We start from the raw sequence: 15,044 nt of genomic DNA, 5'->3' as shown, positions 1-15,044 counted from the left end.
AAATTGACACTATTTTGACATCACCTATCTTCTGAGCACCAGCTTCCAGCCAGTAAGCGCAATAAATAGATGAAAACGTTTCCTGCAAATGCAACAAGGGCGCCTCGCGGCGCCCTCGTTATTCAGCTTATTCCCACTCAATGGTCGCAGGCGGCTTGCTCGACACGTCGTAGGTGACGCGGGAGATGCCTTCGATTTCATTGATGATGCGGCCGGACGGTTTCCAGCAGATCGCAAGGCAGGTGAGCCCAACGCGCGGTCATGAAGTCGATGGTTTCCACGGCACGCAGGGCAACGACCCAGGCGTAACGACGGCCATCGCCGACAACGCCAACCGATTTCACTGGCTGGAACACTACAAACACCTGGCTGACTTTGTGGGCACTTCGCCGACCCTGAAGGCACACTTGGCCAATAACGCCGCCACTCGTCTGGACGATGGACAAACGACTTATCGCTCGTCAGACCCTATTCTTGTGGCGAAGCAGCTTGTTACCGTTGAGATACGCAGCAACCTGACAGACAGGGACAACCTCCCGTAGAATGCCTTCGTGGCTATGGAACACCTTCCTTCTAAACCTCCTATGACCTAGGGGTTCCGCTCTCCACACCGCGCCTGCTTCTTGCAGGCGTTTTTACATCGGCTGTAGACACGATGCTGCAGCTCGTCCACGACGGCGGCCAAGGGAGAAAATCAAGCATGAATCAGGAGCTGTTCCTGCGTCGCCGTACCAAAGTTCACGTCCCGATGGGCACTGGCGGTGCCACGCGCGCTCAGGTCGCGTCGGCTGTCCGGGAAGTCGCGGCGTTCCGATGCGTACTATCAGAGCCTCTGATCGAGCGAATCGGCATATTGTCAGCGACAGAACTCAAGCACTGGCTGCGCGACATTGTCGGAGTGCTTCGGCGGGAGACTGGCGCTCATGTGCACCACCGGCCGTTTTATCCTGACTTTCCGGAGCAAGTTCTGACGGCCTCAGAGGCGGAGTTGTATCTTAACGCCGTCATGCACTACCTCACGCTCCGGCGTTTACCACCGACAGAACATTCTAGACCTGCGATGCTTGAAGGCAACTTCATATCCCGCGTTATCGAACCGGGAAGTGTCTCTGAGTTCGAGTCACTGCTCGAGCCGCTGGTTTCATCGCGCACCTCGCTCTCCGAAGAGGAAACTGCCGATGTCGCCTGGTTTATCCGAGAGTACAAAAGCGATGTGTTCCGTCTGCTGCCTGAGGCCGTCCCGTTCCGGGAGATCCGTGCACTGGTTGGCGGCGCACTTATCCTGCATGTAGCCAGCGATGCACGGGTGGACGCATTCCTGGAGCAAAACGTCGAAACGGCGACTGACGTGCTACGACTGGCGGTCGCGCTGAATGGAGGAGACGTGTCACTGACGACAGCTTCGACACGTTTCACAGCGATGAAGCGCTCGATGCGCCGTCTGCTGTTGCGCCTACTCGATCACATACCCAATGCTGCAGAAGACGTGATGCGACATGCTGAGCGCTGGAAACGCCTGGCCGAAGTACTGCATCCGGGCGACTATGCCGATAAGTACCCACGAGCTCTAGCCGCCATCACGGCAGCGCGTCGAAACGAAGCGCCAGCCTCATTTGGATCACGTGTCGAAACATTGCTTGCCCAGCGCCACATCGCCACGCTTACGCCCATACTACAGAGCCGTCCTGGTGAGTTCGCACGACGGCTGGACGCGACCCTGCGGCGCGCGACGGAACCAGAGTCGGTTCTCGACGCGTTCGAGGCTGTTGCGACACAAGTGTCCTCACCTGTCCTGCTGCAGTTGCTGGCCCAGGTACGTGCTCCGCGCCCCCTGCCCCTGCGGGCCTTCACACCGAAAGGTGCATTGGCCAAGGTCTATGGCATCAAGGATCGACGCGAACCTCTCACACCCGACGTGTTGGCTCGTGCAGCCCGAATCTGCGAGGACGCTCTCGTAATGCGTTTTGCGTCGCTGCCGCCACTAGGCCGCTGTTTCATCGATCCAGCATTACGCGAATACAGGGTGCCGCTGGCGCAGCGTGCCTCATCGAAGTCGCTACGGACGCTGGTGCGGGGCAGTCGGTTGCCTATGCCTGACACACGTTTCATTCGCCTGTTCCTGTGGTGGAAGAATGGCAGTGAACGCACGGACATCGACTTGTCCGCCGCATTTTTCGACGCCAACTTCGTATTCATACAAACGGTCGCGTATTACAACCTGAAGGGTTTCGGCGGCTACCACAGCGGCGACATCATCGACGCGCCACACGGGGCTTCGGAGTTCATCGACCTCGACCTTGATGTCCTCGTCGAAAAGGGTATCCGCTACGTCGTAACGTCTATCAACTCATTCACCGAGCAGCCGTACTGCGATCTTCCAGAATGCTTCGCTGGCTGGATGGCCCGCACCGACACGGCGTCGGGTGAAGTATTCGAGCCGCGATCCGTGTTCGACCGTATCGATATCGCATCCGACACAGGGATCTGTCTGCCATTCGTTATGGACTTGCAGGAACGACGCATGATTTGGGCCGATCTGGGACTAACTTCATCTCCCCGGTGGAACAATGTCAGGAACAACCTCAGTGGGATATCGTTGATGCTACGGGCTTTGGTACATACACCACGGCCTGATTTGGAGACTCTGTTCGATTTACATGTACGAGCACGGGGGGAACGAGTGGCTTCGCCCCAGCAGGCACAGGCGGTGTTTGCGCCTGATCAAGGGACAACGCCGTTCGATACGGATTTGATTCGATCGCAGTTTCTCTAATACCTACGCCAGCCTTTGCCGCTCATTGAAAACGACAGCTCTTGCTTCGGAGCTTTCCACCCAAAAAAATGCCAGTCAGCATAACTGACTGGCATTGGCTAAACCCCTTCCTGCGCTCCTCCGAATCTAGCGCTGCACTCTAGTCAGTGCCGGGCGTCCCATCATTCCCACTCCATTCCATTACGCGATGGGTGTGATGTGCTGGATGTGATTGGGCGGCGGTTGCGGGCTCGGCCTTCGGACTAGCGCCGAGTGGCTTTTGTGGTGAGGGAGCTTGCTCCCGCTGGGCTGCGGAGCGGCCCTAAAATCAGCAATCCGGTTTTGTCAGGCATACCGCGGTGTTTGGTTTGGCGACTGCTGCGCAGTCGAACGGGGGCAAGCCCCCTCGCCACAGTGGTCTCAGGTTTCGGGGGGCTGCTGCGCAGCCCAGCGGGAGCAAGCTCCCTCGCCACAGGCAAGTCCCCTCACCACAATGGTCCGGTTATGGCTGAAGCCCGGTGATCAAATGAACCACTCCATCCTCCAGCATCATCACTCCCGGCACCCCTGCCACCGTCAACGCCTGTCGATCCATTCGCGTCATATCCCGCAATTCCACCCGCACCCGGGTCAGCGCCACCGGTTGTTGCGACTTGAGGTTATCCACTCCGCCAAGCGCGGCGACGACATTCGCGGCCAAACCGGAAACAGGTTGAGCCACCACTTTCGGCTCATCCACCACCAGGTCCGGCGTCAACGCTTTCCAGAACGCCCGCTGCATTTTCTCGAACATGCTCAGTTCTCCAGAATCAATGAAGTATCGACCGTCGCCTCATGGTGCAGCCGCAGTGCTTCGCGTACCTGCTCGGCACTTTCCAGGCCCAGCACCTGCTGGGCGATGGCCTGACAATCCAGCAGATCCACTTCTCGAACCGACGCTTTGATCGCCGGAATCAACGGCACGCTCACCGACAGTTCATCCACCCCAAGCCCCAGCAACAGCGGCACCGCCAGTTTTTCCGAAGCCATGGCGCCGCACACGCCGACCCATTTGCCATGGGCATGAGCGGCTTTCACGGTATTGGCGATCAGGCGCAGTACCGATGGGTGAAAACTGTCGGCTTGACTGGCCAGCCATGGGTGATCGCGGTCCATGGCCAGGGTGTATTGGGTCAGGTCGTTGGTGCCGATGGAGAAAAAATCCACCTCGGGCGCAAACAGATCAGCCATCAGCGCCGCCGCCGGCACTTCGATCATGATCCCCAGTTTCGGCAGTTCCGTAAGCCCTAATGCCAGCGCCTCTTCTTCAAGCATCTGACGAGCCAGCCGCAACTCCGACAGCTGCGTGACCATCGGCAGCATGATGTGCAGACGAGCCAGCCCGGCGCTGCTCAGAATCGCCTTGAACTGATCGCGCAACAGCTGCGGACGCTCCAGGCACAAACGAATTCCGCGCATGCCCAGGAACGGGTTGGTTTCGCAGTCCATTGGCACATAGGCTAACGGTTTGTCACCGCCGACATCCAGGGTTCGCACCACCAGATTGCGCATCGGCCCCAGGGCCCGGGCGATGGCGCTGTAGGTGGATGCCTGCTCGTCATGGCTCGGCGCGTGGTTGCGATCCAGATAAAGAAACTCCGAACGCAACAGACCGACGCCCTCGCCGCCCAGCGCCATGGCCTGTTCGGCTTCGGCCAGCGACGCGATATTGGCCGTGATTTCAAAGTGATGCCCATCGCGGGTACAAGCGGCCAGTCCTGCATTTTCCAGCTCGTATTGCTGGCGTTTCTTTTGTCGCTGACGATTGACCTGCAACTGCTCAATGGCGGCCAGATCAGGATCCAGCTGTAGCTCGCCTTTGTCGGCATCGAGCAAAACCCGGGTGCCATTGATCAGTGCCAGCACCTGAACCGGCAAGCCACAGATCGCCGGCAAACCGAAGGCCCGCGCGAGAATCGCCACGTGGCTGGTGGCGCCACCGCCCACCGTCGCGAACCCCAGCACCTTGCGCGTGTCCAGGCCAGCCGTCTGGGAGGGCGTCAGTTGCTCGGCAATCAGAATCGCCCCTTCCGGCAACTCCATCGCACGATCCTCTACGCCGAGAATCAGCTTGAGTACCCGCTGACCAACGTCGGCCAAATCCGCTGCCCGTTCGGCCAGCAAGGTATTACCCAGGCTTTTGAACAAGGCTGCCGTCGACTCGGTGGCTGCACGCCAGGCGAAACCGGCGCTTTTGCCTGCGTCGATCTGTGCCAAGGCCTGGTCCAGCAGACCTGGGTCTTCGAGCAGTTCCTGATGAGCCTTGAAGATGTCTGCCTGGGCGTCACCCGTGGCCTTGTCACGCAGCTGCTGCAAGGCCAGAACCGCCTCAGCCAACGCTCGGGACAGATGCTCACGCTCAACCTGAGGACTCACGCCGAACTCACTCACCTCGAGGGTCTGCTGCGCAATCTGTACCACTTGGCCAAACGCCGACCCCGCCGATGCACAGACGCCGCGCAGCACCTTCAGCGATGAGACCTCAGCGGTAACCGTCTCAACCTCGGCCCTCACCGCCACGGCTTCCCCGCAACCGGCGGCCAGCAACTCGGCCAGCGTCTTGATCGCCACTTCGGCATCCGCGCCCGCCGCGCTGACCTGCAGGATGTCACCGTGGGCGGTCTGCAAAGCCATGATCGCCACCAGGGATTTGGCATTCGCGCTGTCCTGCTGTTTATGCAGGCAAATGCTCGCCGAAAAGCCTTTCGCCGCTTGGGCAAACACTGCCGCAGGGCGAGCGTGCAAGCCGTTGGCATTGGGCAGCGTCACCGGTCTGGAGAATAGCGCCTCGCCCTCCTCCGGCATCCGCTCATCGGCCACCACTTCGGATGGATTCAGGCTCAGCAGCGGCTGACCGCTTTGCACCACACCCGTTTCGGGCGTCAGCCAGGTGAACGGCTCACCGCTGACCACCAGCATCAAGGTCAACAAACTGCGGGCGTTCAAGGCAATGTAATCGGCATCGAACTCGATCAGAGCCTGCCCCACGGCCACCCGCTGACCTTCTTCCACCAACCGGGTGAAGCCCTTTCCAGCCAGGTCCACCGTGTCGAGGCCAATGTGCATCAGCACCTGCACGCCATTGTCGTCGGTGATGCTGATGGCATGCCCACTGGCCTGCACGTTACTGATCACCCCGGCCAGCGGTGCGCACAAGGTTTGCGAGGTCGGATCGATGCACAGACCGTCGCCGATCACGCGACTGGAAAACACCTGATCGGGCACTTGGTCCAGCGGCATCAGTACGCCGGACAAGGGTGCCAGCAGTTGCAATTGTTGGGGTGTGGCCATGACGTCACCTGCTGTTTTGTTCTTTGAAGTGCCGGTGGAGCGCGAGGCTCCGACAGCATCGCTTATTTCCACCAATACTCGACCTGCAATCCAACGTTCGAACCGTGTCGCGACGTGCCGAAGGCGCCGGTGTCGGACAACGCCGAACCTGCCGCCAGTTCATTGGCCGCCCGTTTGGCCGCCTCGTTCCAGCTGGCATAGGTGTAATACAGACGCACCTCGGGGCGCGCCCAGAATTCCGGGCCCTTGGGCGACCAGGTCGGGGCGAAGGTGAACTTGCTCAGCTTGCGCGTCCCGCCCGTGGCGTCCACCTGATCGTGGCCCAGTTCGGTCACCAGTTTGAACTGCTCGGTGATCGCATAGGCCGGGCGAATCCCCAGGGAAATCCAGTTCTGGTCGGCACCATCCGGACGAATGTCTTTCTGGTAGACCGCTTCGACCTGCCCGCCGAAACGCGGCGTCACTTGCCAGTCGAAGAACTCCACCACCCGGTAGCTTTTGCTGCTGTCGTCCAGCCTCACGTTGCCGGTATAACCCAACCCGGTGCCGGGGCCTTCGCCATACTGAAAGGCCAGTTTGTTCTTGCCGCCCAGAAAGCCCTTCTGCACATGCTGGGTGGTGATCGCCCAGCCGCGCTGAGCATCGCGGCTGTCGGGTTTGTCGATGTAACTCAGGCCGAACTCCAGTTCACCGCCGGGGTTGGTGTTGAAGCCGGCGACGTTGATATCGTGACGGTTGATGTAGTCCTTCTGGTACAGGTTGTCCTTGCGCGAGAAGGCGTAGCTGTACTTCAGATCGCCGATCAACACATCTTCGATCCCGCCGCCGGTGGCGCTCTGGTTCCAGTAGTAGAAGTCGGAAATGTGGATATCGTTCCGCTTGTAGTAACGCCGACCGGCCCACAGCGAACCGCCGTTGAGACTGGGCATGTTCGACCATTGCGCGTACAGCTGCGGCATGCGCACCGAGCCGTTGTCACCGTTGAACGTCAGGTCCTTGTCGTACTGGTTATACAGTGATGCCATGCCGTCGACGCTGAGCACCGAACCATCGTCCAGGGTGTACAGATCCTGGCGCAATTCAAGTTCAGCGTACTGCTCACATTCGTTACCCAAGCGGTATTTGGTCTGCGCTCCCGGCAGCTGGAAACACTGCTGTTTACCGCTGTTAACCGAGGTCCCGACGCCGCTACGCAAGTAACCGGCGAATTCCAGCGCCTGGGCCGACAGCGGTAATGCCAGGCACACGCCCGCCGCTACAAGGCTGCGATTTATTGTTGTTTTCAAGAGCCACCCCATTATTTTTATTGTGTGATGCAGAAAAATCGGCGCGCAAAACTCCCCCGCGCAGCGTTCTGCGTGTGTTTGAAAAAGTGTTGTTTAGCGGTCGGTCAGGTGCAGAACGAACGACTCATAGGGCCGTAGAAAGACCTGCCGGTTTCGTGGCGCAGAGTCAGGGTAATTGCTGATCACCAGACTTTGAGCCATCGATTCGCTGATCAGGTCATCCGGCAGTTCGACTTCGCACGGCGTGCCGTAGAAGTTGTTCAGCACCAGCAAACGCTCGCCATGGCCCTCACGCACGTACGCCCAAATTTGTGTGTGCTCAGGCAATAACTGCCGGTACACGCCCTCGCACATCAGCGTTTCACTGCGGCGCAGGGCAATCAGTTGACGGTAGTGGTGCAGCACGGAATCAGGATCGTCGAGTTGGTGGGCAACGTTGATCTGCGCCGCGTTGGCCGGCACCCCGATCCAGGGTTCGACAGCGCTGAAACCGGCATTCGGTTCGTCATTCCAGTGCATCGGCGTGCGGCCGTTATCCCGGGACTTCTGCATGATCGCCGCCATATTGTCGGCGTCGCTCACACCGGCCTCGCGCTTGAGCCGGAAGATGTTCAGGGTTTCGACATCGCGGTACTGATCGATGTGATCGAACCCCGGATTGGTCATGCCCAGTTCTTCACCTTGGTACACAAACGGCGTGCCCTGCAGGAAATGCAGCGCCGTGCCGAGCATCTTCGCCGACACCGCCCGATACTCGCCGTCATGACCGAAACGCGAGACCACCCGTGGCTGGTCGTGGTTACACCAGAACAGCGCGTTCCAGCCGCCGCCGGCCTGCATGCCGGTCTGCCAGTCGGAAAGGATGCGCTTGAGTTCGAGGAAGTCAAAATCGGCGCGAATCCACTTCTGCAGGTTCGGGTAATCAACTTTCAGGTGATGAAAGTTGAAGGTCATCGAGAGTTCCTTCGACTCCGGCCGCGAGTAGCGAATGCAGTGTTCCAGGCTGGTGGACGACATCTCGCCGACGTTGATCAGGTCATGGCCTTCGAACACTTCACGGTGCATCTGCTGCAAGTACTCGTGGACGTTCGGGCCGTCGGTGTAGAAACGCCGACCGTCGGTGTTGTCCTCGGGAAAATCCGCAGGTTTGGAAATCAGGTTGATCACGTCCAGACGGAAACCGCCCACACCTTTGTCGCGCCAGAAACGCATCATCTTGAAGACTTCGGTGCGCACCTTGGGGTTGTCCCAATTCAGGTCGGCCTGAGTGTGGTCGAACAAGTGCAGGTAGTACTGACCGGTCTGGGCTTCGTACTCCCAGGCCGAACCGCCGAACTTCGATTCCCAGTTGTTCGGCTGGTCGCGCCAGATGTAGAAATCTCGGTAAGGGTTATCGAGGCTGCTGCGGGCCTGCTGAAACCAGGTGTGTTCGACCGAGGTGTGATTGACCACGATGTCGAGCATCAATTTGATCCCGCGCTTGCCGGCCTCGGCGATCAGCAATTCGCAGTCGGCCATGGTCCCATAGCTCGGGTCGATGGCGTAGTAATCGCTGATGTCGTAACCGTTATCACGTTGGGGTGAACGCAGGAACGGTGTGATCCACAGGCAATTGACACCCAGCCAGTGCAGGTAATCGAGTTTGGCCACGACCCCGAGCAAATCCCCGGTGGGGTTGCCGGCGTGGCTATGAAAACTCTTCGGGTAGATCTGGTAGATCACCGAACGTTGCCAGTCTTGCATGGCGGGATTCCTTCAGTAAGTTTTGTACTGGCCTTGGGGGCCTCTTCGCGGGCAAGCCTCGCTCCTACAGGGTTTCGCGTCCAAATGTAGGACGAGGCTTGCCCGCGAATGCGATCTATCAGGCGACCCGATACCCGGGCCGGACAATCCTCATGCTCAACCCGCAGGTCAGAACAAACGGCACAACCATGGCAATCACCATCCCGACCACGAACATCGGAATGAACTGCGGAATGATCGAGATGAAACCGGGCAAGCCGCCAACGCCGATCGCCGAGGCCTGGACCTTGTTCAACGACAGGAAGATACAGCCCAGGGCCGAGCCGATCAGGGCCGCATAGAATGGAAATTTGTAGCGCAGGTTGACCCCGAACATGGCCGGTTCGGTGATGCCGAAGTAAGCGGAAATAGCCGAGGTCGAGGCCATGCTTTTGTCTCGCACACTGTGAGTCATGTAGAACACCCCCAGTGCCGCACTGCCTTGGGCGAGGTTGGACATGACAATCATCGGCCAGATGAAGGTGCCGCCCTGAGTGGAGATCAGTTGCAAATCGACTGCGAGGAACATGTGGTGCATGCCGGTGATCACCAGCGGTGCGTAGAGCAGGCCGAAAATCGCTCCGCCGACCATGGGCGCCAGGTCGAACAAGGTGACCACGCCTTCGGTGATGAGAATCCCCAGATGGCGGGTCACCGGGCCAATCACCGCCAGCGCCAGTACTCCGGTGACGACGATGGTGGTGATTGGCACCACCAGCAATTGCACCGCGTTAGGCACCCGCGCCCGCAGCCACTTTTCGATAACGCTCATCACATAGGCCGCCAGCAGGATCGGCAGGATTTGCCCCTGATAACCGACTTTCTCGATCTGGAACACACCGAGGATGTCGAAGTACGGCAGGCTCTGCCCCTCCAGCCCCGCCACCGCTTTACCGTAGTTCCAGGCGTTGAGCAGGTCCGGGTGCACCAGCATCAGGCCCAACACGATGCCGAGGATTTCGCTGCCGCCAAACCGCTTGGCCGCCGACCAGCCCACCAGCGCCGGGAGGAACACGAAGGAAGTGTTGGCCATCAGGTTGATCAGGCTCCAGAGGCCATCAAGCGTCGGGTAGGCCTCCAGCAGGGTCTTGCCCTCGATGAACATGCCCTTGGCGCCGATCAGGTTGTTGATGCCCATCAGCAGGCCAGCAATGATCAGCGCCGGGAGGATCGGCATGAACACGTCGGAAAACACCCGCACCAATCTCTGCATGGCGTTGATCTTGGCGGCGCTTTTCTGTTTTACGTCGGCGATGGTCGAGGCGGCGAGACCGGTTTGACGGCGCAGCTCGGCGTAGACCTTTTCCACTTCGCCGGGGCCGATGACCACCTGGAACAGGCCGCCGGTAAAGAACGAACCTTTGACCAGATCGATCTGGTTCAGCGTGGCGCTGTTGACCAGACTGGGGTCCTTGAGGGCCAGGCGCAGACGTGTGACACAGTGCGCGGCCTGCTCGAGGTTGTCGCTGCCACCGAGGCTGTTCAGCAGCTCAGAGGCGATATTCGGATAGTCGTGGCTCATGCTTGTTCTTCCGCTGTAGTTTTTTGTTATTGGCAGCACGCCGAAGCGAAAAGTACTCGTCTGTACGAGTTAAAGCAACAACTCGTACAGACGAGTTTGATTTTGTTTATCCACCACCTGACAAACGGCACGTTTTCCCGCCGAAAAACTCACCCTTGTCGCAGCTGCCGGAGGCTGCGTTCGGCTGCGAAGCAGTCGTGAAATGAGACGGTGAGTTCTGTCAGGAAAACCGCGTGCGCAGGGTCGACGACTGCTTCGCAGCCGAACGCAGCCTTCGGCAGATGCTACACACACATCATCTGCGCCATGGACAAACCCCTACCCTGCCCTTAAGGTTCAAAACCTTGAGCACAGCGCGGCACAGAGCCATCCCATGAGTAAATACAACCAGATCTACAGCGATCTGCTTGCCAGCATCACGACCGAACGTCTGGAACGCGGCGCCCGATTGCCCTCCGAAACCGAACTGATGGACAGCTATCAGGCCAGTCGCGGCACCGTGCGCAAGGCCATCGAGCAATTGCAGGAGCGCGGTTTCGCCCAGAAAGTCCATGGCAAAGGCACCTTCGTGCTGTCGACCAACCCGATCGAATTTCAGCTCGGCGGCATCGTCAGCTTCCAGGAAACCTACCCGCGACTGGGCAACGACGTCCGCACCGAAGTGGTCGAATTCACCCAGATCCCCCTCGAAGCCCCCTTGCTCGAACACATCAAGGCAGAGGAAGGCAGCCTGATCACACGGATCAAGCGAGTGCGCCGGATCGATGGCAAACGGGTGATCCTCGACATCAACCATTTCGTCAGTGACGTGATTCCCGGCCTGTCCCGCGACATCGCCGAGCAATCGATCTACGCCTTCATCGAGCAGACCCTGCAACTGCAAATCGCCTACGCCCAGCGCACAATCGAAGCCGTGCCCCGCAGCAAAGACGACCAGCAACACCTGGACCTCGACGGCCAGAGCCATGTGATCGTGGTCAGTAACCAGACCTTCCTGCAGGACGGTCGACAATTCGAGTACACCGAGTCGCGACATACCCTGGACAAGTTCTACTTTTCCGATGTAGCCCGGCGCTGACACTACACAGCCGCGAACGCCGTTGTGCGATACATATGTAGTGCACTCCCCTTGAGTGGATGAGCCATTCTCAGTGGCCGTTTCTCAAGGATGGAGAGAGCATGAACTCACCCGAAACCCGCCTTCTGCCAAACGCCGCAGACAAGGCAACACTCAAGACCATCGCCGCGACCGTTGTTCAATCCTGCCCGAGCCTGCAGGACACGGCGCACGAGATCGCCAGCGATCTACTCAAAAAACAGGGCCTCCAAGGCATCGACCCGGATCGCGTTTACTTCCATCGATTCAAGGCTGCCCAGAGCAGTGCAAAGACGTTTACCGGCTGGGAACACATCCTCGAAAAACCCTATGAATCCTTGACCCTGACGCAGCTCGTGATTCATCGCTTGCGCGCCACCGACAAGGACAATGCCGATCTACTGGATCTCTACGCAGGCTTCTACACGGCCGGGCCGGACGCTAAGAATTTTAACGAAACCAATGAGGTGCGCCTGCACGGCAACGAGGTATTGAAGGCGTTCTGGAACATCGACTTCAGCACGCTCTACACCGACCGGTTGACAGCGTTCTGGGACAAGTCTTCCAACGATTTCCGCACGCTGGCCAAGTGCAATTTCCTCAGCAGCGCGGTTCAGGCCCTGGAACAAAAGCAACTGGCCGGCGGTGACTTTCAGCGCGTCATCGACGCTGTCACAGGTCCTGTCACCTGGCCCGTCAGCCTGCAGATGTTGCAATCGACACATCCTGTTGGCAGCGAGGTGCGAGCCCTGGATGTCGCTGGCCACGTTGCCACCCACCTGCTGCGTATCGTTGACCCCAACGGCCGGCAAATTGTCTATCTTCCCGGTGAAACCGCCGCCTTCCAGATAATGGAGACTGAAGCGGACATGCATTGGTGGATATTGGAACAGATGAACGAAGACGCTCTTCGCAAGGCATTCATGACCCACTTTCCCTTGGCCGATCGTCACGAAATAACGCAGAACATCACCGATATCATGAACCGGCTGGTGAGCACCTGGGGCAGGTCCGAGCATCACCTGATCAATCAGAAAAACCGTCCGGTGAGCGGTGATGCGTTCAGTTGGTTGCGGGAGTCGACCCGTAGTGCCATGTTTGCAGAGGCCAGCCTGTCGCTGACCTCCAACAGCGATTTACGCAAAAAGTTGTGGATTGGCTACCTGAGCGCCGGCCTCAAAGTGTTTGGCCCGATGGCCGCTGTCGGCTGGCCCGTAGCGCTGCCAGTGATTGGGGCCAGCATTGCCAGCATGGGCCTGAACATCGATCAGGCCGTCAACGGCAAGACGGCTGCCGAACGTAAAGCAGGCATACTTGGAGCAGTTCTGAGCGGCATTGATGCCTTGTTCAATATTCCTTTCCTCAAAGGCACCGGCGCGAGGCTGGAAGTTGGCGCACAGGTTGAAGCCGCCGAAGCTGCTGAAATGGCCGGGCTGGCTGAGTCCACCCCAACGGTTGAGCCGTCGGCCCCGACGCGCGGCCAGCCCGAGGTCATCGTCCCGGACGAGGCAGACATCACACCGCTCCCCCTCGAAGAGCGCCCCCCGCCCCCGGCTGAAACCTCTCATCCCCCTGAAGTACCCGCCAAGTATCAATGCAATGAACTGCTCGAAGGCGTGACACCAGATAACGATCCCGGGAAATTCCGGGGTATCTACAGACTCGACGCAGATCCTCCCTATGCCATCCTGATGAATGACAACCCGTATTACGTGCGCTACTTCGCGGACTCCAGGGGCGGCGGTTGCTGGGCGATTGTCGATCCAGAGAGACCCAACCAATTTGTTCATTCATTGCCGGTTCGCTTGAATGCCGAAGGTAATTGGGAACGGATGCGGTCACTGAGACTCAACGGCGGCGGTCAGTGCATGGGCAAAGAGTGCGCGGTCGACATCGAACTCGAGGTTCGTGAGCCAACGCTGGATCAACCGCCGGAGCAACCTGTCGTCGGGCCTCAATCTTCGACATCACGCCCTCTTCAAGTCGAACCACAACTCTCGACATCACGCCCCCTTCGTGTTGTAAACACCTCGTATGAGGTTCCGCCATCACAGCAGACATCGCTGAAAAGGTGGGCCTTGAATTTGCCCGAAAGCCACGCAGAGATGAGTCCCGAAGGGAGGGGCGTTCTAAGGGTGCAAGACCTGTTCGAGCTTCATGTTGCAAGCAAACGAATAGCACTCCAGAGCATCGCCGGAACTTTTTACAAAAATCTTCCCTGGGCCAACCTGCCTCCGCGCCCGGCAATGCCCGGCATTAGTCGTGCGATGCCAATTGCCGATCTCATCGAGCGTATTTTTGCAGCAGCACCCGGCCTGGTGGTGGGTGAAACCCTGGACCGCATCACCAGCATGCGCTTCATGATTGAAAACATGCCAGCACTGGCTCGGCACGCTAAAACACTCTACGTACGCCGCCTGCTCGGTGATTTCGCTCAGGTCGAGCTCAATACCTACTTCGAAACAGGGAATATGTCCGAGGACCTGGAAGCCTATCTGACTGGCCTCGGCACTGACCCGGCAGGAAAATTCAATGAGCTAGAACTGGTCAAGACAGCCAGACAAAACGGTGTCCGAATCCAGGGCCTTGATTGTGCGGCCAGTTACAAGATGAAAAATCCTTCGTCGCCGCGTGAAGAGCAAATGTATGCCAACTACCTGACGCACGACATCATATGGGGGGACAGACTCCTCAACAAAACCGGCAAGTGGATAGTGTTGACCGGGGCTGAAAACACCAACACGTTCAGAGGACTTGCAGGCATCAGCGAACTGGAGGGAGGCATCGGCTTGCGGATAGAAGAAGTCAATCCGGAAGAAGATACTGGTGTTGATATCGATCCGGGAATCGAAGTGGCCAGGGGCCCCTTTAACGACGTCGACATGATGCGGGGGACTTATGATCCTCTTCACGCCGATCTGCGCCTGCAAATGCAAGCACCACCGGTGAGCTGGAACGAGCAGCAGCTAGAAAACCTGCTGCATCGTCGGGGCATGTACCTGTTCGAGAAACCTTCAGAAAACTACACGCTGTTGCATCGTAGCCAGCAAGGCATGATTGTTCGCACCCCGGTGCAACAATTGGCCGACGACCACTTTTCCATTCACCGCCCATCATGGCCCCAGGCGAACGACGTTGCTTTCGCCAGCGTAGAGCAGCTGTCACAGAAACTGACCCAGATGGGATTGACGTTGCAGAGCCGCATTCCTGACTGAAAACGGTCGCCACAACAGCAGCCGTTTTTTGATGATCGCAGAAACGAAAAACCCCTGGCCT

At 58.7% G+C, this 15,044-nt stretch carries 8 protein-coding genes and 1 pseudogene; 3 read left to right on the top strand and 6 right to left on the bottom strand.

Features of this window, described 5'->3' with window-relative positions; all coding sequences use genetic code 11:
* Positions 1-127 precede the first annotated feature (127 nt).
* Positions 128-380 (bottom strand): annotated as a pseudogene (locus ACA044_RS05480) (GMP synthase (glutamine-hydrolyzing)); the annotation flags it as partial.
* Positions 381-700: 320 nt separating this feature from the next.
* Here ACA044_RS05480 and ACA044_RS05475 point away from each other — a divergent pair.
* On the top strand, positions 701-2,773 hold the full coding sequence (locus ACA044_RS05475) for a TerD family protein (protein WP_497445475.1): 2,073 nt from the start codon (positions 701-703) through the stop codon (positions 2,771-2,773).
* 481 nt (positions 2,774-3,254) lie between these two features.
* On the opposite strand, the gene ACA044_RS05470 is transcribed toward ACA044_RS05475, so the two are convergent.
* The 5 genes from ACA044_RS05470 to treP all read right to left on the bottom strand — a co-directional run bounded on the left by ACA044_RS05470 (position 3,255) and on the right by treP (position 10,672).
* On the bottom strand, positions 3,255-3,545 hold the full coding sequence (locus tag ACA044_RS05470; RefSeq protein WP_497445474.1) for a PTS sugar transporter subunit IIB: 291 nt from the start codon (positions 3,543-3,545) through the stop codon (positions 3,255-3,257).
* Positions 3,546-3,547: 2 nt separating this feature from the next.
* Positions 3,548-6,082 carry a phosphoenolpyruvate--protein phosphotransferase gene (ptsP, locus tag ACA044_RS05465; protein ID WP_497445473.1) on the bottom strand — a complete coding sequence of 845 codons (2,535 nt, stop codon included), beginning with the start codon at positions 6,080-6,082 and terminating at the stop codon, positions 3,548-3,550.
* Positions 6,083-6,144: 62 nt separating this feature from the next.
* The gene (locus ACA044_RS05460) at positions 6,145-7,368 is read right to left on the bottom strand and encodes a maltoporin (protein WP_497445472.1); all 1,224 of its coding nucleotides are present in this window, start codon (positions 7,366-7,368) and stop codon (positions 6,145-6,147) included.
* 93 nt (positions 7,369-7,461) lie between these two features.
* Positions 7,462-9,111, bottom strand: coding sequence for an alpha,alpha-phosphotrehalase (gene treC / locus ACA044_RS05455; RefSeq protein WP_497445471.1), 1,650 nt, complete (start codon positions 9,109-9,111; stop codon positions 7,462-7,464).
* Between the two features lie 118 nt (positions 9,112-9,229).
* Positions 9,230-10,672 carry a PTS system trehalose-specific EIIBC component gene (gene treP / locus ACA044_RS05450; RefSeq protein WP_497445470.1) on the bottom strand — a complete coding sequence of 481 codons (1,443 nt, stop codon included), beginning with the start codon at positions 10,670-10,672 and terminating at the stop codon, positions 9,230-9,232.
* Between the two features lie 373 nt (positions 10,673-11,045).
* On the opposite strand from treP, the gene treR reads away from it, so the two are divergent.
* Together treR and ACA044_RS05440 are read left to right on the top strand one after the other, a co-directional pair.
* Positions 11,046-11,750 carry a trehalose operon repressor gene (treR, locus tag ACA044_RS05445; RefSeq protein ID WP_497445469.1) on the top strand — a complete coding sequence of 235 codons (705 nt, stop codon included), beginning with the start codon at positions 11,046-11,048 and terminating at the stop codon, positions 11,748-11,750.
* Between the two features lie 101 nt (positions 11,751-11,851).
* Positions 11,852-14,983 (top strand): membrane-targeted effector domain-containing toxin, encoded by a 3,132-nt coding sequence (locus ACA044_RS05440; RefSeq protein WP_497445468.1) that lies wholly within the window; start codon positions 11,852-11,854, stop codon positions 14,981-14,983.
* The last annotated feature ends 61 nt before the right edge of the window (positions 14,984-15,044 follow it).

Source organism: Pseudomonas sp. LBUM1673 (assembly GCF_059695645.1).
The sequence above is the reverse complement of the archived record's forward strand: the minus strand, read 5'-3'. Positions and strand labels throughout refer to the sequence as shown.

Bases quoted from the DNA above. Each gene is read 5' to 3' on its own strand.
- ACA044_RS05475 (WP_497445475.1), top strand. From the start codon at position 701: ATGAATCAGGAGCTGTTCCTGCGTCGCCGTACCAAAGTTCACGTCCCG.
- ACA044_RS05470 (WP_497445474.1), bottom strand. From the start codon at position 3,545: ATGTTCGAGAAAATGCAGCGGGCGTTCTGGAAAGCGTTGACGCCGGAC.
- treR (WP_497445469.1), top strand. From the start codon at position 11,046: ATGAGTAAATACAACCAGATCTACAGCGATCTGCTTGCCAGCATCACG.
- ptsP (WP_497445473.1), bottom strand. From the start codon at position 6,082: ATGGCCACACCCCAACAATTGCAACTGCTGGCACCCTTGTCCGGCGTA.
- treP (WP_497445470.1), bottom strand. From the start codon at position 10,672: ATGAGCCACGACTATCCGAATATCGCCTCTGAGCTGCTGAACAGCCTC.
- treC (WP_497445471.1), bottom strand. From the start codon at position 9,111: ATGCAAGACTGGCAACGTTCGGTGATCTACCAGATCTACCCGAAGAGT.
- ACA044_RS05440 (WP_497445468.1), top strand. From the start codon at position 11,852: ATGAACTCACCCGAAACCCGCCTTCTGCCAAACGCCGCAGACAAGGCA.